At 43.3% G+C, this 23026-nt stretch carries 22 protein-coding genes; 10 read left to right on the forward strand and 12 right to left on the reverse strand.

Annotated elements, in window-relative coordinates:
• Nucleotides 1–404: 404 nt before the first annotated feature.
• Nucleotides 405–1247 (forward strand): EcsC family protein, encoded by an 843-nt coding sequence (locus D3H55_RS18045; protein WP_119548709.1) that lies wholly within the window; start codon nt 405–407, stop codon nt 1245–1247.
• Between the two features lie 43 nt (nt 1248–1290).
• Here D3H55_RS18045 and pheA read toward each other — a convergent pair whose 3' ends face one another.
• Together pheA and D3H55_RS18060 are read right to left on the reverse strand one after the other, a co-directional pair.
• A complete protein-coding gene (gene pheA, locus D3H55_RS18050) occupies nt 1291–2142 on the reverse strand; it encodes a prephenate dehydratase (RefSeq protein ID WP_119548710.1) in 852 nt (283 codons plus the stop codon).
• Between the two features lie 345 nt (nt 2143–2487).
• Complete coding sequence (locus D3H55_RS18060) at nt 2488–2937, reverse strand: universal stress protein (RefSeq protein WP_119548712.1); 450 nt, start codon at nt 2935–2937, stop codon at nt 2488–2490.
• Between the two features lie 108 nt (nt 2938–3045).
• On the opposite strand from D3H55_RS18060, the gene D3H55_RS24485 reads away from it, so the two are divergent.
• Nucleotides 3046–3204: a hypothetical protein gene (locus D3H55_RS24485; RefSeq protein ID WP_168413163.1), complete on the forward strand. Its 159-nt coding sequence runs from the start codon at nt 3046–3048 to the stop codon at nt 3202–3204.
• A gap of 52 nt (nt 3205–3256) precedes the next feature.
• Here D3H55_RS24485 and spoIIP read toward each other — a convergent pair whose 3' ends face one another.
• The 4 genes from spoIIP to D3H55_RS18080 form a co-directional block, all read right to left on the reverse strand.
• Nucleotides 3257–4156: a stage II sporulation protein P gene (gene spoIIP, locus D3H55_RS18065; protein WP_119548713.1), complete on the reverse strand. Its 900-nt coding sequence runs from the start codon at nt 4154–4156 to the stop codon at nt 3257–3259.
• On the reverse strand, nt 4149–4673 hold the full coding sequence (locus tag D3H55_RS18070) for an RNA polymerase sigma factor (protein WP_119548714.1): 525 nt from the start codon (nt 4671–4673) through the stop codon (nt 4149–4151). The genes spoIIP and D3H55_RS18070 overlap by 8 nt, the downstream gene beginning before the upstream one ends.
• A 284-nt stretch (nt 4674–4957) precedes the next feature.
• Entirely contained in the window at nt 4958–5317 is a 360-nt protein-coding gene (locus tag D3H55_RS18075; protein WP_168413164.1) for a hypothetical protein, read from the reverse strand.
• Between the two features lie 373 nt (nt 5318–5690).
• Nucleotides 5691–7028 (reverse strand): purine-cytosine permease family protein, encoded by a 1338-nt coding sequence (locus D3H55_RS18080; RefSeq protein ID WP_119548716.1) that lies wholly within the window; start codon nt 7026–7028, stop codon nt 5691–5693.
• A 243-nt stretch (nt 7029–7271) separates the two neighbouring features.
• Between D3H55_RS18080 and ald the strand changes: the two genes are divergently transcribed.
• From ald to D3H55_RS18105, 4 genes are all read left to right on the forward strand, one after another.
• Nucleotides 7272–8390 (forward strand): alanine dehydrogenase, encoded by a 1119-nt coding sequence (gene ald / locus D3H55_RS18085; RefSeq protein ID WP_119548717.1) that lies wholly within the window; start codon nt 7272–7274, stop codon nt 8388–8390.
• Between the two features lie 189 nt (nt 8391–8579).
• Complete coding sequence (locus D3H55_RS18090; RefSeq protein ID WP_119548718.1) at nt 8580–9260, forward strand: metal-dependent hydrolase; 681 nt, start codon at nt 8580–8582, stop codon at nt 9258–9260.
• 1057 nt (nt 9261–10317) lie between these two features.
• Nucleotides 10318–10563, forward strand: coding sequence for a hypothetical protein (locus D3H55_RS18100; RefSeq protein ID WP_119548720.1), 246 nt, complete (start codon nt 10318–10320; stop codon nt 10561–10563).
• Between the two features lie 83 nt (nt 10564–10646).
• Nucleotides 10647–11966: a CBS domain-containing protein gene (locus D3H55_RS18105; RefSeq protein WP_119548721.1), complete on the forward strand. Its 1320-nt coding sequence runs from the start codon at nt 10647–10649 to the stop codon at nt 11964–11966.
• Between the two features lie 40 nt (nt 11967–12006).
• Here the strand turns inward: D3H55_RS18105 and D3H55_RS18110 are convergent, their stop codons facing one another.
• On the reverse strand, nt 12007–12312 hold the full coding sequence (locus D3H55_RS18110) for a YtpI family protein (RefSeq protein WP_119548722.1): 306 nt from the start codon (nt 12310–12312) through the stop codon (nt 12007–12009).
• A gap of 98 nt (nt 12313–12410) precedes the next feature.
• On the opposite strand from D3H55_RS18110, the gene D3H55_RS18115 reads away from it, so the two are divergent.
• Nucleotides 12411–13349 (forward strand): DHH family phosphoesterase, encoded by a 939-nt coding sequence (locus tag D3H55_RS18115; RefSeq protein WP_119548723.1) that lies wholly within the window; start codon nt 12411–12413, stop codon nt 13347–13349.
• A gap of 48 nt (nt 13350–13397) precedes the next feature.
• Here the strand turns inward: D3H55_RS18115 and D3H55_RS18120 are convergent, their stop codons facing one another.
• The 5 genes from D3H55_RS18120 to ytrH form a co-directional block, all read right to left on the reverse strand.
• Entirely contained in the window at nt 13398–13676 is a 279-nt protein-coding gene (locus D3H55_RS18120) for a hypothetical protein (protein WP_119548724.1), read from the reverse strand.
• Entirely contained in the window at nt 13663–14178 is a 516-nt protein-coding gene (locus tag D3H55_RS18125) for a GNAT family N-acetyltransferase (protein ID WP_168413165.1), read from the reverse strand. The genes D3H55_RS18120 and D3H55_RS18125 overlap by 14 nt, the downstream gene beginning before the upstream one ends.
• Nucleotides 14179–14437: 259 nt before the next feature.
• Nucleotides 14438–16000: a metal ABC transporter solute-binding protein, Zn/Mn family gene (locus D3H55_RS18130; protein ID WP_119548726.1), complete on the reverse strand. Its 1563-nt coding sequence runs from the start codon at nt 15998–16000 to the stop codon at nt 14438–14440.
• A 457-nt stretch (nt 16001–16457) separates the two neighbouring features.
• Nucleotides 16458–16964 (reverse strand): sporulation membrane protein YtrI, encoded by a 507-nt coding sequence (ytrI, locus tag D3H55_RS18135; RefSeq protein WP_119548727.1) that lies wholly within the window; start codon nt 16962–16964, stop codon nt 16458–16460.
• A complete protein-coding gene (ytrH, locus tag D3H55_RS18140) occupies nt 16961–17296 on the reverse strand; it encodes a sporulation membrane protein YtrH (protein WP_119548728.1) in 336 nt (111 codons plus the stop codon). The genes ytrI and ytrH overlap by 4 nt, the downstream gene beginning before the upstream one ends.
• A 211-nt stretch (nt 17297–17507) precedes the next feature.
• Between ytrH and dnaE the strand changes: the two genes are divergently transcribed.
• The 3 genes from dnaE (at nt 17508) to D3H55_RS18155 (ending at nt 22882) form a co-directional block, all read left to right on the forward strand.
• The gene (gene dnaE / locus D3H55_RS18145; protein WP_119548729.1) at nt 17508–20858 is read left to right on the forward strand and encodes a DNA polymerase III subunit alpha; all 3351 of its coding nucleotides are present in this window, start codon (nt 17508–17510) and stop codon (nt 20856–20858) included.
• A 162-nt stretch (nt 20859–21020) separates the two neighbouring features.
• Complete coding sequence (gene ystJ / locus D3H55_RS18150; RefSeq protein ID WP_119548730.1) at nt 21021–22259, forward strand: NADP-dependent malic enzyme; 1239 nt, start codon at nt 21021–21023, stop codon at nt 22257–22259.
• An 8-nt stretch (nt 22260–22267) separates the two neighbouring features.
• Entirely contained in the window at nt 22268–22882 is a 615-nt protein-coding gene (locus D3H55_RS18155; protein WP_119548731.1) for a FadR/GntR family transcriptional regulator, read from the forward strand.
• Nucleotides 22883–23026 lie beyond the last annotated feature (144 nt).

Here is a 23026-nt window from a genome sequence, read left to right on the forward strand (position 1 = left end):
AATTCTGTGCTAAACGTGCCCCTTGACCCCGTGATTTCCCTCTGAAAGGGAACGATTCTTCGCTAATCGTTCCTCTTCATCCCGCGAACTCCTTTTGTAAGGACACGATTCTGTGCTAAACGTGCCCCTTGACCCCGTGATTTCCCTCTGTAAAGGAACGATTCTTCGCTAATCGTTCCTCTTCATCCCGCGAATTCTTTTTATAAGGACACAATTCTGTGCTAAGCGTGCCCCTTCATCCCGCGCACTCCCTATATAAACTCTATTAAAAAGAGAAATGAAGAACATTTCTCTAACTGCATTAATTTAGGTGAATTACAATCATTGTATGATGACATATGGGAATGCATCCGTCTGTTATGATATATTAAAGGTAATCACGTCTTGATAAGGGGTTGAGTTCGATGGAATGGTCCAATAGAGATGAACAGGTTCTGGAGGAGATCCGGCAATGGCAGGATTCCTTATATGATTATGAAGCGAATGACCTTGAGAATACATATGTGAAATGGCTGGACAGTGCTTTTTCAAAGCTGCCGCTTGAGCTGCAGGAACAGTTTTTTCAAAGGCTGGACGGCTGGTTGTTTCACCTTCATTCGCTGTTACAGGGTTCACAGCTGCAGAATGATGCAAGGGAGCGGATTTTAAAGACGGCACGTGCTTTCAATCAGGAAATCGAAACCATACAAGACTTGCATTTGTTAACAGTGGATCAGCTTCACTATATTGCGATGCAGCATACTGGAAGGCATCAGCTGTACTCTTTTCTCCAAGGCGGAATGACGGGGAGCGGAGGAGCCGCTGTGCTCAGCGCAGACCTGCCGGCATTGGGTGTCATTAACTTGCGCTCGGTGCAGCTTGTGGCAATTTCGTATGGGTTTGACGTTCAGTCACCTTTTGAAATGATGACATCACTCAAGGTGTTTCATGCAGCTACCCTGCCGTCCAGGTTGAAAGCTGAAGCTTGGGAAGAGTTGATGGATGATCTTGAAAAAAAAGAAAATGACTATTTTTATGACGGTACTGAAAAACTGACGGATTATACATGGCTGGAAGGACCGCTGAAGCATATGCTGAAAGGCCTGGTCATCACCATGTTCAGGAAAAAGCGTATGTCAGGAATGCCTTTGATCAGCATGGCTGTCGGAGCAGGGTTCAATTACCAATTCACGAAGAAGATAAATGATTTTGCAGAGAAATATTATCAGTACCGCTACTTATCCAGTAAGCGAAGTGAGATGGAATAAAAAAAGGCTGCCTTGTGGATTTTATCCGCGGCAGCTTTTTTGGTTAATCACCTAACAAGTAGGAGGAATAGGAGCCGATGATTTTGACTTTGCATCCAAGGGCTTCCATTTCGTTAATTGCACCAGGAAGCAGGACCTCATCCATATCCTGTTGGACATCAATAAGAAAAAAATAGTCGCCTAGTCTTGTTTTCAACGGTCTTGATTCAATTTTACTGAGGTTCAAATTCCTCCAGGCAAAAGCTGAAAGTACTTGATGAAGGGCTCCGGAGCGGTCCTTCGGCAGTGTAACCATCAGCGTGGTTTTCTGCGTGCTTTTGCTGGCGGGAAGCTCGAGTTTCACGGGTTTCTTATGAAGGACGATGAATCGTGTATGATTATAGGCAAAGTCATGAATGTTTTCATGAACGATTTCAAGACCATAAACTTTGGCAGCCAGCTCATTTCCGATTGCCCCAAGTGTTTCTTCAGGATGTTCACTCAAATATTTGGCTGCCGCAGCAGTGGAAGTCGTCTGCTCCAAAAGGGTTCCGCGGTATGTAGTGTTAAGAAACTTATGACATTGGGCCAAGGCATGGGGATGAGACAGAATTTTTTCCAATTCTTGTACAGAGCGTCTGTTGCTTGGGTGGACCATGAGATGCTGCTGAATTGGAGAGGTAAGTTCCGCCGCGATGGATAAGTCAGCTTCATGAAACAAGTAATCCACTGTAATATGTACGGACCCCTCGAGTGAATTTTCCATAGGAACAACCGCATAATCAACTTCTTCTTTAATTGCAGCCTCAATGCAGTCAGGTATTGTCACACGTGGTATTGCTTCGCTTTTTGGAAAAGCTTTTTTCACAGCCAGATCGGTGAATGAAGCTTGAGGCCCCAGATAAGCAATCTTCAATGAACCACTTCCTCTCAAGAAATTATTGAATATTCTAGCATGTTATTGCTTGGATTGTATAGATATTATTCAGAAAAAATCTCTTCTTTAAAAAAGGCTCTTTTCGTAGACTTTGTTGCTATTCACTATAAATTTCAACTAATATCCTGGTATATCGTCGTGAAAACCCCCGGTGAGAAGGCAAGAAAAGAGCTGCTCGTCCCTTTTCGAGAGTAAAACCTTTGTATACAGGGGAAAAATCCGGCACCTGGGATTTTTCCGAAAGCAACAATATATGTGAAAACAGCCTTAAAAACACAATAAAAAAGCTTGCAGAGGAATGCTCTGCAAGCTTTAAAAAGGTGATTAATCCCGGTCGTCTGTCCGGACGACAAGGACATCGCACTCAGCTGAACGGGTGATGTGTTCTGACACACTGCCGATCAGGAATCTTTCCATCGCACTCAATCCCGTGGCCCCGCAGACAATCAGGTCTGCCTGCACTTTTTTTGCTCCGTCTTTGGGAATGACGACTTTAGGTGACCCATACTCAATCAACGTATGGACATCGGTTAACCCTGCCCGCTGTGCCTGCTCTTTATAAGAAGTCATGATTTCATCAGCATACTTACTTGCCTGTTCACCAACCGCTTGATCATAAGATTCAACTGTTGCGAAAGATCTTGAATCAATGACATGGATGATTGAGAGTTTTGCTTCATTACGCAGGGCAATATCGATTGATTTCTTAAATGCCCATTCTGCTTCCTTTGATCCATCAACAGCCACGAGTATATTCTTGTACTTTAAAGTCATGTCTAATCCCTCCTCATCTAAAGTTTACTATATATTTCCTATAATAACTGTTACAGAATTTCAAAAGATATTAGTAATTATTTTTCCTGAAAAGGAGGAGATTAAACCATGGACAAAAAGAATCGATTGGAGCAGCAGAGTTTCTACGATGAAAAGGCAGCCGAGCAGACAGCAGCGCAAATCATGGCTTCATATGAGTCAGGACTGCATGATGGCGAAGCGGGACCTTTGAGTTCAGAAGCAGCGGATCAGGAAGGGAAGATGTAAAGAGAAAGCTGTCCGTCAAAATTTAGTCGGACAGCTTTTATTGGCTTTATGTTTAATCTTCTAAATGAAGATCATTAAGGACTTCAGCAAGAATATCTGCTGTTCGAAATTCTTCATCCAGTGTGTTTTCAACACCGCCGATATTTACTGATAAGGAATGATTAAACAAATCCTGATTATAGGTTGATTGTACAGGGCTATTATTTTTTATAAAGACCCCCCTGGACATTCCGGGAAGTTTTCTTTCTAAACTTTGATGAACCTTTTCCGCAAATTGCTTTACTTCCTCAAAGTTCTTTATGTTTGAAGATACAAAAAATGCTACCCTTCCAAGACTTTCTCCTTGGTACTCAAAAGTTGTCACATTTCTTGGCTGGCTGTCCCGATGCACATCAAGAACCATCTTTAAACTGTCACTATTTTGTTTTACCATCTCGGTTACATAAGGACGTGACATATCATAAGAACTTTCGTAGTCCAGGTTCTTATCCTCAAGCTCGGTAATAAAATCCAGGTATTCATGTTTCACTTTTATACCGCTTTCCTTCAAGGTCTTGGCGAGATGCTGTCCTACCAAGCTGATATTTCTTTTTTTGTTGTGTGCCTGTTCAGCATTAGTAATATTATTCAATTCGGGAATGAAAGATTCCCTGCTATGTGTGTGATAAATATAAATTTCAGTTTCTTTAATAGATGAAGAAGTCGTAGAAGGCAAAGTACTCATAATATCCTGTATATTAGAATGCAGATTTCCAAAGCTCAACCAGCAAATCAAAGCTATACTCGTCATCAATGAAAACGAGAGGTAGGAATATCGATAAACTCTTTTCTTTCTTAGATATTTTGCTTCTTCATCCACCAACATGGAAAGGGTCTTTTGGTTAAAATCTTTAGAAGGAAGGAATTCCTTGGAATGTTTTAGATGACTTAGAAGTTCTTGGTTCTTATGCATTATTTAATACCTCCTTCATGCCTGATATTTCAATATCTTCCTTTAACTTTTTCAGTGCTCTGTGATAGGTGACTTTTACTTTTGATATACTGCAATTTAAGATATCTGCGGTTTCTGCAACAGAAAAATCATTGATGCTGCGAAGGATGATAACAGTTCTGTAGGATGGTTTAAGTCGAAGTATGGCTTGTTGAATATTGCTTTTGATTTCATTATGAATTAATAAGTCCTGTGGGTCTAAGTTGACAGAGGTAATTTTTTTGAAGAACGAGTCTTTGACGATGGAATAAAACCTCTGCCTGCGAAAATGGTCAACAGCAGTGTGTTTCGCTATAGAAAATATCCATGTAGTTATTGTACAGCTGCCGTTGTATCGTGAAATCGATTTTATTACCTTTATAAATACCTCCTGTGTTAAATCTTCTGCCTCATCTTTACTGCCTGTGAAGCAGGCTAGAAACCGATAAACATCCTCATGATACTCCTGATATAACGTCTCAATATCGGGTCTGTTCATATCTCCCCTCCTTGTAGCATTCAATCATTAATCGTTTTAATGATAAAAAGGTTACACTATTCCTGAAAAGAAACATCAAGTTAATATATACAAGAAAAAATCTTCATTACCTTTTTCCATAGCATTTATGTAAATCACACAAATCGCACTCTTCAGGCTGAATTCAGACTTATATAATAAAGAAAATCGTCTTGAATCCCATGAGAAGTTTCAAATAAATAAGTATGCAGAAATAAAAGTTAAAGGACCAATACTTTTCTTTACATGTTCAGTATTTTTCATCCTCACCATCGTAAAAAATTCTCTCTTGTTTTAAATATAGCTGTTAACTCTTTGGGAGAATTGCCTCCTGCTTCAATTATTTTCCCTAAGTTGAAAGGCGCACTTGTATTAGCGTGAAGCTTTATTTGTTCAACTGCTTCTATGACTGAAAGCCACTGACTCTTATCAATTTGATTCTTTTTTATAACAACATTCTTCATTTCTTCGGTTATAAGGAAACTTAATGAACCGGAAATAGTTATTGTCACCACCTGCTGCACTAGCCTGAAGGGGAAAGAAACAATACTTCCCAAGTGGAATTGCCGTAATAGCGTATTTTTACTGCCTGAACTTGCCCTCCATAAAAACATAAATTTCTTCAAACTGCTGATAATATTGCTCTGCTCCAAGAGTCATGAGTGACACCTCAGGATTATGGGAAAAATATTTTCGATGGTTTTGAGGTTTAGGTGCTTTCGACTTTCCTGAATATCAAATTGGTAATTGGTTGGTTTCAATACTTGACGGCCAAGTCTAAAAAGGTTAAATCTCTTATGTTAGCTGAGAGGTAATAATGGTCTCGAAGGGTTGATTGGAGTGGAAGGCGTACGACCTCCTGCGGGATTAGCGGGACAGGTGAGACCCCGCAAGCGCAGCTGAGGAGGCTCACCGCCAGCCCCACGGAGTCGTGCGCAAGTAGCGGAAATCAACCATCCATTTCCAATAAGGGATTTTAAATAAGCGGAGCCGCCATGTCTAAAGAACATGACGGCTTTTATTATGGTCATCCAGCTTTTTTTCGGACTGGCTCGAAACCATACTATACACCATAAAGGTCAGCAGGAAACTGATGAAGCCTGGTGACCAGCCTTCAGGTATCAAGAAATAGATCACAAGGGAAGCGGCTATTGTATAAATAGCTTTAAGATTATACTTGAATGTTCCTGATGCAAGTTTGGCCAGATCTTCCTCTGAAATTCTCGCTTTCTTGATATACAAGTAGTCAGCCGCAATTACGGCAGATAACGGGATGACAAAGGCTCCAAGCAGGGAAATGTAATCCTGTGCATTGTTGACGAGTACCGGAAAGCAGCTTAAGAAAATGCCTGCTGCTCCAAATACAAGAGCACTTTTAATCCTTCCGAGAGCAGGGATTGCATTGAGGAGGCTGAATCCTCCTGTGTAGGCGTTGCTGAGATTGATGGATATCATAGAAACCATCGAGCAGATTCCAATCAATAGAGTAAGAAGCATGGAGTCAGTCTGCTCAGTGGCAGCAACAAAGGGATTGGAATTTTGAAATAACGCAGCACTGAATGTCCCAAGCAGGGCAGTCATGAAGAAACCGAAAACGTTTCCTGCAAACAGTCCCCAAAAACCCTGCTTTCCAGACTTTGCGTACCGAGTTATATCAGATGATGCGCTTACGCCGGAAACATATTGGACGAAAGCAAGGCTAGCAAAAAACACAAAAGCCCCTAAAGAGAATTCCCCGCCTGAAAATAAAATGCTGCTTCCCATTTTGTCCGCTGCCGTAGTAATGAAAATAAGAAGGATGGCAGCTTGCCCAAGCAAAAGAAACGGCATGAACATCTTTGTCGCTTTTTTCACCGCCTCAAAACCGATCAGCGCCAAAACCGTCATGATCAATGCAAGGGATATAGCGACGGGGATAAGCGGCAGTTCAACACCTAAAGATTTATTTACAAGAGACAAAACAACCAATGTCCCGCCAATGGTCTGGACGCTGAACCAATAGAGGGATGTCAGCGAACGGACTGGTGAAGCGACAAGCCTGGAAAGCTTCGTTCCAATCATCGACCTGATGACATATTGTGCGGGAAGTCCATATCGGGCCCCCGGCAGCGAGAGGACAGAAACAAAGAAGAAAGCAAGACCGGCTCCCAGCAAAGTACTGAGGATAGCCCAGCCCATTGACAGTCCGCCTTCCAATACAGCTAATGCAGGTACAAGAAAGTTCCCTGAGTTGACTGAAAAGGAAAGTTGTATAATGAAGTATTCAAACCAGGTCGTGTTCTTTAACTTTTGTGGAACGGATTCTAGCCCTAATCTTTCTATTGCTGGATTTTTCATGTAGAGAACTCCTTATTTACATCGTCGGATTAATTCTATTTCTATTGTAAAGGAAGTTTGCTAAAAAGGAAGAGAAGGAAAAAAATCAGTAGCGGGAACCCATACAGGATAGGGAAAATTCAGGCTTTTCTGTCTAAATGTAAATGCTTACATTTTCGTCAAAATTGTTTAGCATTTTAATTATGATAGTGTTATATTTGATTAAGAAGTTTTACATATGGATGAATCAAGGAGGTTTTTTTAATGCGTATCGGAGTACCTACAGAAATAAAAAACAATGAAAACCGTGTGGCAATGACACCGGCAGGAGTGGTGAACCTTACCCTGTTTGGTCATGAAGTATATATTGAATCCGGTGCGGGCCTCGGATCTGGTTTTACAGATGAAGATTATACTGCCGCTGGAGGACACATTGTAGGAAGCGCAGCTGAAGCATGGTCCATGGATATGGTCATGAAAGTGAAAGAACCGCTGCAAAGCGAATACCAGTATTTCCGTGAAGGATTAATCCTGTTTACATATTTACATCTGGCTCCGGAACCTGAACTGACAAAAGCGCTTATTGAAAATAAAGTCGTCGGCATCGCTTATGAAACAGTGGAAGTGAACCGTACATTGCCGCTGTTGACACCAATGAGTGAAGTGGCAGGCAGGATGTCCACTCAAATCGGAGCTCAGTTCCTTGAAAAGATCCATGGTGGAAAAGGAGTTCTTTTATCCGGCGTACCGGGAGTTTCACGCAGCCGTGTAACGATCATCGGAGGCGGCGTCGCTGGAACAAATGCCGCGAAGATTGCTGTAGGAATGGGTGCACAGGTAACCATCCTTGACTTGAGCCCTGAACGCCTTCGCCAGCTTGATGATATTTTCGGAGGCGATGTACAAACTTTGATGTCCAATCCGCTTAATATCGAGAAGGCGGTCGCAGAATCTGACCTGGTAATCGGCGCTGTATTGATTCCGGGAGCCAAAGCACCAAAGCTTGTAACAGAAGACATGATCAAGTCCATGATGCCTGGTTCAGTGGTAGTGGATATCGCTATTGACCAGGGCGGAATCTTTGAAACGACTGACCGCATCACAACGCATGACGACCCTACTTATGTGAAGCACGGTGTCGTTCACTATGCAGTTGCCAATATGCCTGGGGCTGTGCCGCGTACGTCCACGATTGCACTGACGAATGTGACGGTGCCGTATGCAATCCAGATTGCCAACAAGGGCTACAAAGATGCCTGCCTTGATAACGAAGCATTGCTTAAAGGCATCAACACATTGAACGGTTATGTGACTTATAAAGCAGTAGCTGAAGCACATGATCTTGATTACTCGGATACAAAAACACTGCTTGCACAAGCATGATTTTACAAAAGGCTGTTTCGCTGAAAAGGTGAAACAGCCTTTTTTCTTTGGAATTGGATTTTTCAGGGAGTGCTTTTTAAGACTCTATTTTTGGGGTAAAAAAGAAGGGGATGCTTGATTGAAGGAGGAGTTGTCCCATCAATCAAGAAATAAGTATGAGTGACAAGTATTTTGAGGGAGGGCTTACGAATGAAAGTTTCTTATCATGGACACTCAGTAGTGAAAATTGGTACAGACAGCCACACGATTTTGATCGACCCGTTTATCAGCGGTAATGAACTTACCGACCTGAAAGCTGAAAACGAAAAACCGGATGTGATCCTGCTTTCGCATGGTCACAATGACCATGTTGGAGACACAGTCGAACTGGCGAAGAGAAATGACGCCCTTGTCGTAGCGCCATTTGAATTGGCTACATACCTAAGCTGGCAGGGAGTGAACACCCATCCCTTGCACATTGGCGGGGGATACGATTTTGATTTTGGAAGAGTGAAGCTGACTCAGGCTTTCCATGGCTCTTCCTATGAGACGGATGACCAGCAGATCATCTACACAGGAATGCCAGCGGGGATCCTTCTTACAGTCGAAGGCAAGACTATCTATCATGCGGGAGATACCGGTCTCTTCTCTGATATGAAATTGATCGGCATGCGCAACACTATTGACCTTGCATTCCTGCCAATCGGGGACAACTTTACGATGGGGCCGGATGATGCAGCGCTGGCAGCAGAATTCATCAATGCCAAAACAGTTGTGCCGGTCCACTACAATACTTTCCCGCCGATCAAGCAGGATCCAGAGAAATTTGTATCCATGCTGAAAGGCCAGGAAGGAAAAGTCATGCATCCAGGAGATGTCATCGAACTTTAATGTATGTTTGAAACACTGATCCGTTAAACGGGTCGGTGTTTTTTTTAGGGATGGAAGCTTTATTCCAGCGTGATTTTTGGTTTGTGAAGGATTGATGTATGAAAAGAGCGGTGATTGCGGCATGATTTTTGGTTTGAGCTGATTTGATGTATGAATAAGACCGTAATTCCAGCATGATTTTTGGTATGAGAGGATTTGATGTATGAAAAAAGCGGTGATTCCGGCATGATTTTTGGTATTAGAGGATTTGATGTATGAAAAAAGCGATGATTCCGGCATAATTTTCCGGTTTGAGAGAATTTGATGTATGAATAAGACCATAATTCCGGCATGATTTTTGGTATGAGCGGATTTGATGTATGAATAAGACCGTAATTCCAGCATGATTTTCCGGTTTGAAAGGATTTGATGTATGAATAAGACCGTAATTCCAGCATGATTTTTGGTATGAGAGGATTTGATGTATGAAAAAAGCGGTGATTCCGGCATGATTTTTGGTATTAGAGGATTTGATGTAGGAATAAGACCATGATTCCAGCATGATTTTCCGGTTTGAAAGGATTTGATGTAGGAATAAGACCGTAATTCCAGCATGATTGTCCGGTTTGAAAGGATTTGATGTATGAATAAGACCATGATTCCGGCATGATTTTCCGGTTTAAGAGAATTTGATGTATGAATAAGACCGTAATTCTGGCATGATTTTTGGTATGAGAGGATTTGATGTATGAATAAAGCGATAATTCCAGCATGATTTTTGGTATGAGAGGATTTGATGTATGAATAAAGCGGTAATTCCAGCATGATTTTCCGGTTTGAAAGGATTTGATGTAGGAATAAGGCCATGATTCCAGCATGAATCCCAATTTAAGAGGTTTTCATGTATGAATAAGCCCCTCTTTCAACTATTATTTACGATTTAACCAAGATTGTGGCTGTATAAATATTGCCAGGCTCTTTTCATTGCTCCAGACTGCAGCAGCCGGGTGAAAGAAAAAATAATGAGAACGGTTTGTCCCGCATACATATAAATCAAGGAAGGAAAAGGAGGAAGGACATGAAGAAGCAGCGATATTTGATTTGCTTATTGCTTGCCGGAATGATGCTCTATTATGCGGTTCCCCGCTTGGATGTTTTTGCTGACGGGTTGCAGGGAGTTTTCGGGCTGAGCTGGCTGGGATTTGCGGCGATTGTCATTGCAGGCAACTTAACGGGAATGCTCTTTACCCCTCGTGCTGCCAAAGCGAAAGGCAAGCGTTTCAAACCGAAGAAAGAGGTAAAGAAGCTTCGTTCTTTTGGCTGAACGATAAGGAGAAAATTGAAACACCAGGCTTTTCACTTTATAATGAAAGGTATATTCAGGCAACTTAAAAAAGGGTGAAAAGCTTGGCGACTAAACATGAGCAGATAATTGAGTATATAGATACACTGCCAATCGGAGAAAAGATATCCGTCAGGCAAATTGCAAAAGCATTGAATGTGAGTGAAGGAACCGCATACAGAGCCATTAAGGATGCGGAAACCAAAGGTTATGTCAGCACAATTGAAAGAGTCGGGACCATCAGGATAGAAAGAAAGAAAAAAGAAAACATTGAAAAGCTGACTTTTGCGGAAGTGGTCAACATTATTGATGGACAAGTCCTCGGCGGCCGGTCAGGGTTACATAAAATGCTGAATAAGTTTGTGATCGGCGCCATGAAGCTGGAAGCGATGATGCGATATACAGAAGCGGGGAACCTGCTGATTGTCGGCAATCGGACACAGGCCCATGAACTGGCATTGAAGGCCGGTGCCGCCGTCTTGATAACCGGCGGCTTCGATACGGACGAGAGTGTTAAGAGGATTGCAGATGAGCTTGAACTTCCGGTGATTTCAACCAGTTATGATACTTTTACTGTTGCGGCCATGATCAACCGGGCGATCTATGATCAACTGATTAAGAAAGATATCGTCCTGGTAGAGGATATCCTGACAGCTGAAGACCAGACGGTTTATTTACACGTTGGCGACACTCTTGAAGATTGGTATGAAAAAAATCAATCTACCTTCCACAGCCGGTTCCCTGTCATTGACCGGAATAGAAAGGTTCAGGGAATGGTGACTTCAAAAGACGTTATGGGCCAGGAAAAGAGCGTCATGATTGACAAGATCATGACGAAGAAACCGATTACGGTAAGGCCCAATACAAGTGTTGCCTCTGCTGCCCACATGATGATATGGGAAGGGATTGAAGTTCTGCCTGTAGTGGACGAGCAAAACAGGCTTCAGGGAATCATCAGCCGCCAGGACGTCCTGAAAGCAATGCAAATGATCCAGAGGCAGCCTCAGGTTGGAGAAACGATTGATGATAATATTACGAGCAGCATGGCTACTTCCGAGAGATCGGATTCAGGGCAAGTAAGTTATCGATTCCCGGTGACTCCGCAAATGACTAACGGGCTCGGAACGATGTCTTATGGTGTTTTCACCACCCTGGTTACCGAAGCCGCCAACAGAGCGTTGAAGTATTATAAAAAAGGCGACCTCGTTGTCGAGAATATGACTGTGTATTTCATCAGGCCTGTTCAGATGGAAAGCATCATCGATATCCGCCCCAATGTACTGGATGTAGGGCGGAAGTTCGGGAAGGTCGACGTTGAAGTCTTTCATGAATCAGTGCTTGTGGGGAAAGCGATGATGATCTGTCAGCTGATCGATAAGCATTAAAAAAACCTGCATCCAATTTTGGATGCAGGTTTTGAGAATCTTATCGGTTATCCAATTCCTCTGCCTCTTTAATGACCTGAGGCAGGAAGTGCTTGTACACTTTATAGCCCATCCAGGCACTGGCTGCACCAATCAGGATGAAAATTGCAGAAATGATGTAAGTGAAAGTGCTTTGAAATAGGAACAGCTGATTGACTCCAAATAAGGCGACAAACAGCCCCAAGGCTATGCTTGACTTACCTGAAAGCCATTTTTTCTCGATGAAACGATTGCTTCTTACCGATTTCACTTTATAGTAAAAATAAAAAGAGAATGAAAGAATGATCAAAAATACTAAAACAGGCATATCATGAATCCTCCAAATATCGTTTATAGACCTTCCTATAGTTTAACGGTATTTCCGCAGGATTCCAAATGAACTTTTTATGTCTAAAGGAGTTTGTCATGATAGAACAAATTATTGAAACGATTAAAGAGTACCAGACGATTATCGTTCACAGGCATGTCCGCCCTGATCCGGACGCATATGGTTCCCAGGGCGGACTTGTGGAGATACTGAGGGCTTCATTCCCGGACAAGGATATTTATGCTGTTGGAAAAGAGGAACCGACTCTTCATTATCTAAGAAGGCTGGATCAAATTGAAGATAATGTCTACAAGGGCGCATTGATCATTGTTTGTGATACCGCTAATTCTGCCCGTATTTGTGACGAACGCTATAAACTTGGGGATAAATTGATCAAGATCGATCACCATCCAAACGAAGATCCATATGGGGATCTGCTCTGGGTCGATACTGATGCCAGTTCCGTCAGCGAAATGATCTATCTTTTTTATAAGCAAGGGAAAGATCATGGCTTGAGAATCACTGACGAGGCGGCCAGGCTGTTATATGGCGGGATTGTCGGCGATACCGGGCGTTTCCTATACCCAAGCACTACCCAGCGGACATTCGATGTGGCTGGTGAACTTATCCGCTATGACTTTGACCGTAATGAACTCTATAACAAAATGTATGAGTCCGACCCAAAGGTACTCAAACTGCACGGGTATGTACTCCAGAACTTTGAGATGTTTGAAAACAATGTGGGCAGCATTACGATCACCAAGGAAATACTGGACCGGTTCAATCTCGTCCCGGCAGAAGCGTCCTTGCTTGTCAGTACACTTGGGAATGTAAAAGGAATCAAGGCATGGGTCTTCTTCATTGAGGAAAGTGACCAGATTCGTGTGCGTTTCCGCTCAAAAGGACCGGTGATCAACACCCTTGCCAAAAAATACAACGGAGGAGGCCATCCGCTTGCATCAGGTGCTTCCATCTTTGATTGGGAGCAGAAAGAGGCCATACTAAAAGAATTGATCGAAATTTGTGGTGAAAATTAAATATAATAATTGGGGTAAGAGGGAATTCGCTGGCGGATTGCCTCTTTTTTATTGTCTCCTTTCGTAAACTTTGTTGCTATTCAATATAAATTTCAATATAAATTTCAAAGAATATCCCGGTATATCGTCGTAAAAACCCCCCCGTGAGAAGGAAAAAAAAGAGCTGTTCGTTCTTTTTCGAGAGTAAAACCTTTGTGCACAGGGGAAAAGTCCGGCACCTGGGATTTTTCCGAAAGCAACAATATAGGCGAAAACAGCCTTTTTATTTTTCAAGAAAGGCAGGATCCCTGCTAAAATACTGGCCATCAAGCCCTCAAACTCTTTCATTCGAAGAAGGAATTTCTCTTCCGAAAATGATGTATTCATAAGGGACATTAGGGAAGAATCCGTCGCTGAGCTCCTTCCAGCCCGTTTTTTTGTAAAAATGGATCGCCGCTTCATTATCCTTTCTCGTTGTCAGCAAAGCTTTTGACTCTGGTCTCATTTCCAATAATTTCTTCACTAACTCTTGAGCGATCCCGCATCTCCTGTATTCGGGGTGGACTCCTAATTCTGCCAGCTCCATACAATTCTCCATCCAGTTCTGCTTTTCGTTTAAATGCCTCCACAATAATTCATGATAGTATTGGCCTTTGCAAGACGAATATCCATATATGAATCCTATGAGTTTTTTGTCTGAGACAGCGAAGTAACCCTCAAAATTGGGATATTGAAAGTGGCGTGTGAATTGTTCCTGCATCTGTATCGGGTCGGCACCATAAAGGATTGTGTACAGATTTAGCATTTTAATAATATACTTACTTCTGGTGGTGATTGGAATCAGTTCCATTGCTGCACTCCTTCCTGTGGAAATTTGTTGCATTAAAGGAGAATATACATTATTTTATGCATTCCGTTTGAGTATGACCACCACTTCTGCTTTAAGTAATAGATAGGTTGATCATTCTTGCTTGAATAAACCCGAGGCATGAAACACAGGGGACGACTGTCTTGAACCGGTAATTTAAGAATAGTAAAACACGTAAAAATATCCGGTGACCTCCTTCGTCACCGGATATTTATATTCATTTAGAGACCATCGGCCGGTATCAATGCATCATCATTTCATGAGCGATATCATCGCCGCTTAAGCCGGAAGGGTAATAGGTTGGCCAGTTGGTGACTTCTTCCAGAAGCGCTTCCCGGTCATCCCCCCAATACAAATGGAAGTGATGGGCATCGGTTGGAGCAATGCTGTGGTCACTGAATTGGATATAGTCCGGCATCTTTCCTTCCTCCTCGCCGGTAAGCTTGAAGATGTAGCGGACTCCACGGTTTCCAGCTTCATAATTTAGAATTTCATATCCGTCATAGGCATATGTTCCAGACGATTTTTTCCCGTCTTCAAAGAAAGTGAACGTATCTTCACCAATAATGATCCGTTCTACGCCTGTTTTGTACCCTGTTGTATAGTAATCTTTATATTCTTCTTCGGTCTTGTCTCCATCTTCAGCTTTGTGTGCAAATACTTCATCGAGCGTCCCATCCAGTAAATATGGATAAACGGACTGCCAGTCACCTTCCCAGTCAGATAACTCACGATCTTTAATTTGCTCATCCTCAAAGTAACCGTCATAAATCTTCTGCGCTTCTTCATCCAATTCATGTCCATGGTCGTGGTCATGGTCATGGTCATGGTCTTCCTGTTCTATGGCAGGTGCTTGTTCCAATGCTGTTTTTAATTGTGCAAGATTATGTCTCATCAGTGTAAAATAGTCCTCGCCATTTGCAATATCTTCATCTGTAAGAACAGACAGATTATGCAGCCTGAGAGTTTCGGCACCTATTTCATCTCGTACAACTTCAGCGATTTTTGTGGTGATGTTTTGTTCAAAGAAGATATGTTTTAAGCCATATTCTTTAGCTGTCTCCACAAGGGTCTGCAGCTCTTTCTGAGACGGTTCCTGTGTCGGACTTAAGCCGCTGACAGCAATCTGATGTACTCCATATGCTTCTTCCCAGTAACCATAAGCAGCATGTGAGACGATGAAGTGATTACCTGGTGCGGCATCCAGTTCAGTGGAAAACTCCTGATTCAATGCCTCTAGATCAGCCTTGAGCGTTTCAAAATTTTCATTGAATAGGTTCTCTTCTTCAGGATTCATTTCTATTAATAAATCTTTTATGTTCTCAGCTAATTTAACTGAGCGGATTGGATCCAGCCATACGTGAGGATCATAATCTCCATGGTCATGATCATCTCCATCGCCATGATCGTGGCCATGGGATCCTTCGCTGAGCTCAATTCCATCCGATGCCTCAATGACTTTCACATCTTCGGACTCTGCAGCTTCAGCGATCTTTTCTGCATACGCCTCAAGTCCGGCGCCATTCATGATAAACGCGTCCGCTTCAGCGATCCTCATGACATCTTTAGAAGTAGGCTCATATGTATGTGAATCTGATCCCGGCGGTAAAATTGTTTCAACCTCAGCTTCTTCACCGGCAATCCTTTCTGCAAAAAATTGCAGTGGATATACTGTAGTGAAAATTTTTACCGGATCAGTCGGCGACGCTCCCTGTTCCCCGCTGTTACTCTCCTTTTTCTCTCCGCAAGCAGCAAGGGTAAAGACAGTTAATAAGCACAATAATGCCATCCATTTCTTTTTCATTTAAAATCCTCCTTTTACTTTCTCATGGACTCTTTTCGTAAACTTTGTTGCTATTCAATATAAATTTCAAAGAATATCCTGTTAAATCCCAGTAAAAACCCCGGTGAGCAGGAAAGAAAAGAGCTGCCCGTTCTTTTTCGGGGGTAAACCTTTGGATACAGTGGAAAAATCCGTCACCTGGGATTTTTCTGAAAGCAACAATAAAAGCAACAATATATGCGAAAACAGCCTTCTCATAAAAGAATATATCGTAACTATTACGATTTGTAAATAGTAATCATTCTTATTTGAACAGGTTTTTATGAAAATGATGCCATTTGAAGGTGCCATATGCAATTCGCAAATTTCAACTAACTGCGGCACTGCTGGATGTTCGGTGTCCTGTTATGGCTGAAGTTAAGGGAGAATGAAGATATAAAAAACACTCAGAGAACAAATCCCCTGAGTGCCCTGCCAGTCACCCATCATACTCCAATTCAAGAATAATCTGGATCACCGTGTAAAAGTAGATTTCCTTAATTTTCACCTTGTACCTCTTGTCATTGATTTTAAGAATCTTGTTTTCAATCGTCTTCTTTACCAGATCCTTATTTTTGTAAACAGAATCAAGGTCCTTGGCCAGCAGGGGGCTGAGGTCGCTTTTGATTTCCTCTTCGGCCTGGAAGACACTGAGTGAGTCATTGATCCTGTACTCTTTCGCATTGACGATCTCAAGTTTGATGTCCTGGATGGTCAGCAGTTTGCTGTTTTCCTTATTAAGTTCTTTAAAATCTTCCTGCCAATGGGAGATATCAACTTCCAAATCATTAATGGTCTTTTGCTGCTCTTTGATCAAAGAGGTTTGTTCCTCTTGGAGGACCCCGAACATAAACAGAAAGACCATCCAGCTGATGACACCTCCGATCAAAGCTCCGGCAAAGAACCTCTGCCATGATGGCTGCCTGTAATAAGGAGGGATTCTCATGGCGAGATATGCTCCTGCGTGAGCCAGTATATGAAGAGCGCTGCAGTCTGGGCTCCCCCCATGGCAGAAAGAATCAGAAGAAACTGTTTGAACACTTCTTTGGTCTCGCCATTCAAGAATCCTTTTTCAAAGCTATAAAGTGTATCAAACGTCCCGCCGATGGCTGCAATGATAGCCCAGATTCTTAGAATACTGGACAGGCGGGAGATTTCCGTCAACAGCGGCTGCCCTGTCATGAAAGCCGCAAGCCCGCCGAGCAGGCAGCCTCCCAGCAGAACACCCATTGCAATAAAGTAACTTTTGAAAAGCTCCGGAAAGAAAGCTTCAGCCATTCTCATCAACTCCGAATTCAATAATCTTCTTGGCAAGGCGTCACCTGATGGAAGCTTCCATATGTCCTTGAATTGTGCTTACTTATATATATGGGACTGGCTGCGGACATATGAAGGATACAAGTGGAGAAAAAAGCGAACATATTTTCCTTTTTAGTTATAGTTTCTTATAATGAAAGGAAGGAGAATGAGAAAAGGAGTGTGAGTGCTCATGTCGTTTGTCCACTTGCAGGTGTCAAGCGCTTATAGCTTATTATCGAGCACAGCTTCGATCAAAACGCTTGTACAAAAAGCTGTACAGAATAACTACCGTGCAATGGCAATCACGGATCGAAATGTGATGTATGGGGTCGTTCCGTTTTATAATGAATGCCGCAAGAATGATATTAAGCCGATTATCGGCATGACGGCAGATGTAATGAGCGAAAGTGAAGGGAAGAGCTTTCCACTTGTCCTGCTTGCCAAAAATAATGCAGGTTATCGAAATCTGTTGAAGATATCAAGTGTGATAGGGACAAAATCCCCTGAAGGAATTCCTTATAAGTGGCTGAAAGGCTATGGGGAAGGCCTTATTGGCATTACTCCGGGAACTAAAGGAGAAATCGAACAGTATTTGCTGGCAGAAGAATGGGAGAAAGCGGAAGAAGTCCTCCGCAGGCTGCAGCAGATCTTTGGTGAAGATTTTTACCTTTCGCTTCAAAATCATGGCCTTCAAGAGGAAAGAAAGATAGAAGAAGGCTTTCAAAGGTTGAACCGGAAATTTTCTGTGCGCCGGGTTGTGTCAAATGATGTCCAATTTATAGAAAAAGAGGACGCATTCGCTCACGAATGCCTCCTTGCCATCCGGGATGGAGTGAAGCTTGCAGATGATGAACGGGAAACACTGCCGAACGACCAGTATTACTTAAAGAGCAGGGATGAGATGCTCGAGTTGTTCGGCCGCCATGAGGATGCCTTGGAAAACACGATGATTGTTGCAGGCCAATGCAATGTGGAAATCGCTTTTAACCAAAACCTTCTGCCCAAATACCCGCTTCCTCCCGGTGAAAAGGCTGACGGCTTTCTTCAGCGGGTCTGTATGCAGGGGCTTAAAGAGAGAGGGCTTGAGAACAGGCAGGAATATGCAGACAGGCTGAACTATGAGCTGTCGGTGATACAAAAGATGAACTTCAGTGATTATTTCCTCATAGTCTGGGACTTTATGAAGTACGCAAGGGACCGGCATATATTGACCGGGCCAGGAAGGGGATCGGCCGCAGGTTCGCTTGTGGCCTACGTCCTCCGGATCACAGATGTGGATCCGATCCATCATGATCTTTTATTTGAAAGGTTCCTCAATCCCGAAAGGATTTCCATGCCTGATATCGATATAGACTTTCCGGATTACCGTCGTGAAGAAGTCATTGAATATGTCCATCAGAAATACGGGGAACTGCATGTCGCCCAGATCATTACGTTTGGAACCCTTGCAGCCAAAGCCGCCCTCAGGGATACGGCAAGGGCCTTTGGGTTTAACTCCAAGGAATTGGAGCAGCTTTCAAGGTTTATTTCGTCAAGGCACGGCAGGTCCTTGAAGGCGTCTTATGATGAATCGGCTGACTTTAGGAACTTCATCAATGAGTCGCAGCATAAACAAAGGCTGTTTCAGACAGCATTGAAATTGGAAGGGCTGCCGCGGCACGCGTCCACACATGCTGCGGGTGTCATCATCAGTGAAAGGCCGCTCGTCGATTTGATTCCGATCCAGGCTGGTCAGGGAGGTGTGCACCTGACTCAATACCCGATGGAAATATTAGAAGAAATCGGAATGTTGAAAATGGATTTCCTTGGCCTGAGGAACCTGACGATTCTTGACAGGCTTGTTTCATCTATAAAAAAAGGGACAGGCAGGAGGTTAACCCTGGATAATCTTCCTCAAAATGACCAAAAAACCTTTGAACTTTTGAGCCAGGGAAGGACTGACGGTGTGTTTCAGCTCGAGTCAGAAGGCATGAAAAATGTTCTTGTGAAGCTGAAGCCGGGTTCATTTGAAGATATTGTGGCTGTCAACGCGTTGTTCAGGCCGGGGCCGATGGAAAATATCCCTTTGTTTATCGCCAGGAAACATGGTGAGGAGAAAATCGATTACCCTCACCCGGACTTGAAAGAAATTCTCGGGGTTACCTACGGAGTCATTGTCTATCAGGAACAGATCATGCAGATTGCCTCCAGGATGGCAGGTTTCACTTTGGGAGAAGCGGATTTGCTCAGGAGAGCCGTCAGCAAGAAGAAACGGGATGTCCTGGACAGTGAACGGAAGCATTTTATCGAAGGTGCACTCAAGAAAGGGTATTCCCATGAAACAGCCCAGGAAATTTATGACCTGATTGTACGTTTTGCGAATTACGGTTTTAACCGTTCACATGCTGTTGCCTATAGTATGATCGCATACCAGCTTGCCTATCTGAAAGCCAACTACCCAACCTATTTCTTAGCTGCCCTGCTGACTTCGGTGATAGGAAATGATACAAAGGTTTCCCAATATATCCGGGAAGCCAAGCAGAATGATATCAATATTCTTCCGCCTTCGATCAATCTCAGCCAGTACCCTTTTAAAGTCGAGAAGGGAGGGATTCGTTATAGTCTGGGAGCGATAAGGGGTGTCGGGGCTGCGGCGCTTAAAGAAATCCATCAGGAAAGGCAGGAAAAACCATTTGCTGATTTGTTTGATTTCTGCCTAAGGGTTTCACTCAAAGCCGTAAACAGAAAGACTTTGGAGTCCCTTGTGTTCTCAGGAGCGTTTGATGACTTCGGCGAAGACCGTTCAACGCTGCTTGCCAGCCTGGATGTCGCCATTGAGCACTCTGAATTGGTCCGGCCTCAGGATCAGGACTATGATCTGTTTGAGGAGGAAGAGGCTTTCTTTTTAAAACCGAAGTATATGGAAGTTGAAGATATGCCCCTTGAGAAAAAACTCGAGTATGAGAAGCAAGTGCTGGGACTATATCTATCCGATCACCCGGTTACCCCATATGAAGGGTTGTTCAAAGGTGTTTCTGCCATCGATCTTTTTGATCTGGAGCCTGGAAACAAGCACATCAGGGCCGGCGTTTATATAACAGCCATCAAGACCATCAGGACCAAGAAAGGGGAAGTCATGGCGTTTATAACGGTAAGTGATTCCAGCGGTGAAATGGAAGGGGTCGTCTTTCCCAATGCATACCGGCAATATTCCGCTTCCCTGAAAGAAGGGAATACTGTGATGATGGAAGGGGCAGTGGAGGAACGGAATGGCAAGCTCCAGCTCCTTGTAAATAAAGTATTCACAGTAGATGAAGTAAAGAATCTTTCGGATGAGATCAACAAAAGGCTTTATTTAAAGATTGATTCTTCAGCAGGTGAGAAATTCGCCGCTTTAAAGCAGATACTCCAAAAGTTCAAGGGGACAACTCCGGTCATCATTCACTTCGAAGCTGAACACCGCACTGTCCAGCTTCCGAATAATCAATGGGTGAACCCGACGGCCGGATGCCTCCGGGAACTGAGCGGGATAGCCGGAGAAAGAAATACAGTCTTGAAATAATTGCCGGAACATCAGAAGCCGTAAATTTATAATAATTACTTTACTTACTTAACCATTTATTATATTGTTTAAAGGGAAAAGGGTGGTCTGACCACCTGGCTGTTATTTTGTTATTTAAAAATTATGAAGCGTTACTGCAGATACTTTAAGGAGTGAACCAGCTTGTCATTACGTGAAGAAGCGTTGCACATGCACAGAATAAACCAGGGGAAACTGGAATCGAAGTCAAAGGTGGAGGTCAGGAATGCCAAGGACCTCAGCCTTGCATATTCACCTGGTGTAGCTGAACCTTGTAAAGTGATCTACGACAAACCTGAAACGGTCTATGAATATACGATGAAAGGCAATATGGTTGCAGTTGTTTCAGATGGGACAGCTGTACTTGGGCTTGGCAATATCGGACCGTCCGCGGCTCTTCCAGTCATGGAAGGAAAAGCGGTTTTGTTCAAAAGCTTTGCTGGAGTTGATGCATTCCCAATCTGTCTTGATACAACCGATGTGGACAAGATCGTTGAAACGGTAAAATTGATGGAACCGACTTTCGGCGGGGTGAACCTGGAAGATATCGCTGCACCGAACTGTTTTGTCATAGAAGAACGACTAAAGAAAGAAACCAATATTCCCATTTTTCACGATGACCAGCATGGAACTGCGATTGTCACTGCAGCCGGGCTTGTGAATGCCCTTAAAATCGTCGGGAAAAAGATGTCCGAAATCAAAGTTGTGGCAAACGGGGCAGGGGCAGCTGGAATTGCCATCATCAAGCTTCTTCACAATTACGGCGTCAGGGACATCGTCATGTGTGATACAAGGGGCGCCATATACGAAGGCCGCCCGAACGGAATGAACGATATCAAGAATGAAGTAGCCAAGTTTACAAACCGCGACCGTAAAGAAGGCGGACTGGAAGATGTCATCAAGGATGCGGATGTTTTTATTGGCGTATCGGTTGCAGGTGCCCTGACGGAAGAAATGGTCAGCTCCATGAAGGAGGATCCCATCATATTCGCCATGGCCAACCCAGTCCCGGAAATAATGCCTGAAAGTGCAAAAGCCGCAGGGGCAAAGGTAGTGGGTACCGGCCGTTCTGATTTCCCTAACCAGGTTAACAATGTATTGGCGTTCCCAGGGATTTTCAGAGGTGCTCTGGATGTAAGGGCAACACATATCAACGAGAAGATGAAGCAGGCGGCAGTTGAAGCGATCGCTGCACTCGTCGATGAAAAGGATCTGGATGAGGATTATGTCATACCGGCACCCTTTGATGCCCGTGTAGCACCGGCCGTTGCAGCAGCAGTAGCCCAAGCTGCGATGGAGACTGGTGTTGCAAGGCAGAAAGTCGATCCTGAAGAAGTACGCAGGAAGACTGAACAACTGGCTGTGATCGGAAAGGGTGAATAATCCGGAAAATGGATGCAGCAAAGCCTAACTCAAAGGTATTCATAGAAATTGTAGATAGAATAAGGGATATGATCTCGAATGATGATTTGCAGCCCGGAGATAAGATCCCATCCGAAAGGGAGTTGTCTGAACGCCTGAAAGCCGGGCGTTCTTCCATTAGGGAGGCTTTACGCGCCCTCGAACTATTGGGCCTTATTGAAACAAGGCGGGGTGAAGGCACTTTCCTGAAAGATTTCAGGAATCATCATTTAGTGGAACTGCTCGGAACCTTTATCCTTAAGGATGACAAGGCAAGAGGGGATGTTTTGCTGACAAAGGAATGGATTGAAAAAGAGAGTTTAAGAACGCTCTTCCATTCCGGCACCAATCCTGATTTCCTGCAAAGCTGGATTGATTCAGAGGGTATCCATACTGTCGACGGCTTTTTGAGGAAAATCATCCATCAATCGAATAATCTTTTAGGGGAAAAGATTTGGTATATACTCTCCCAATATGGTTCCGTGGGCCAAAATGCAATACCCATGAATGAAAAATGTATAGATGCATGCAAAGGCCTGCTGAATTCTCTTAAAGAAAGAGATGAGGACAAAATGTGGGAATTTTATCATTTGCTAAAAGATTGAATGTGAACAGTGACCACAGCGAAACTTGTCGAGAAAATGCCGACATGTTCCTACATCCTTTTCGCTTTAAGTAGGATAGAGTGAATAAGAGCATGTCCTGCCATAAGTTATCAATATAATAAACCATAGTTTATCCTTTCCTAG

This window comes from Bacillus salacetis (assembly GCF_003581585.1).
GTDB classification, from domain to species: Bacteria; Bacillota; Bacilli; order Bacillales; family Bacillaceae_B; genus Rossellomorea; species Rossellomorea salacetis.

Coding starts and splice junctions, on each gene's coding strand:
- D3H55_RS18045 (WP_119548709.1), top strand. CDS start 405: ATGGAATGGTCCAATAGAGATGAACAGGTTCTGGAGGAGATCCGGCAA.
- D3H55_RS18060 (WP_119548712.1), bottom strand. CDS start 2,937: ATGACTTTAAAGTACAAGAATATACTCGTGGCTGTTGATGGATCAAAG.
- D3H55_RS24485 (WP_168413163.1), top strand. CDS start 3,046: ATGGACAAAAAGAATCGATTGGAGCAGCAGAGTTTCTACGATGAAAAG.
- spoIIP (WP_119548713.1), bottom strand. CDS start 4,156: ATGCATAAGAACCAAGAACTTCTAAGTCATCTAAAACATTCCAAGGAA.
- D3H55_RS18070 (WP_119548714.1), bottom strand. CDS start 4,673: ATGAACAGACCCGATATTGAGACGTTATATCAGGAGTATCATGAGGAT.
- D3H55_RS18080 (WP_119548716.1), bottom strand. CDS start 7,028: ATGAAAAATCCAGCAATAGAAAGATTAGGGCTAGAATCCGTTCCACAA.
- ald (WP_119548717.1), top strand. CDS start 7,272: ATGCGTATCGGAGTACCTACAGAAATAAAAAACAATGAAAACCGTGTG.
- D3H55_RS18090 (WP_119548718.1), top strand. CDS start 8,580: ATGAAAGTTTCTTATCATGGACACTCAGTAGTGAAAATTGGTACAGAC.
- D3H55_RS18100 (WP_119548720.1), top strand. CDS start 10,318: ATGAAGAAGCAGCGATATTTGATTTGCTTATTGCTTGCCGGAATGATG.
- D3H55_RS18110 (WP_119548722.1), bottom strand. CDS start 12,312: ATGCCTGTTTTAGTATTTTTGATCATTCTTTCATTCTCTTTTTATTTT.
- D3H55_RS18115 (WP_119548723.1), top strand. CDS start 12,411: ATGATAGAACAAATTATTGAAACGATTAAAGAGTACCAGACGATTATC.
- D3H55_RS18120 (WP_119548724.1), bottom strand. CDS start 13,676: ATGAAAGAGTTTGAGGGCTTGATGGCCAGTATTTTAGCAGGGATCCTG.
- D3H55_RS18125 (WP_168413165.1), bottom strand. CDS start 14,178: ATGGAACTGATTCCAATCACCACCAGAAGTAAGTATATTATTAAAATG.
- D3H55_RS18130 (WP_119548726.1), bottom strand. CDS start 16,000: ATGAAAAAGAAATGGATGGCATTATTGTGCTTATTAACTGTCTTTACC.
- ytrI (WP_119548727.1), bottom strand. CDS start 16,964: ATGAGAATCCCTCCTTATTACAGGCAGCCATCATGGCAGAGGTTCTTT.
- ytrH (WP_119548728.1), bottom strand. CDS start 17,296: ATGGCTGAAGCTTTCTTTCCGGAGCTTTTCAAAAGTTACTTTATTGCA.
- dnaE (WP_119548729.1), top strand. CDS start 17,508: ATGTCGTTTGTCCACTTGCAGGTGTCAAGCGCTTATAGCTTATTATCG.
- D3H55_RS18155 (WP_119548731.1), top strand. CDS start 22,268: ATGGATGCAGCAAAGCCTAACTCAAAGGTATTCATAGAAATTGTAGAT.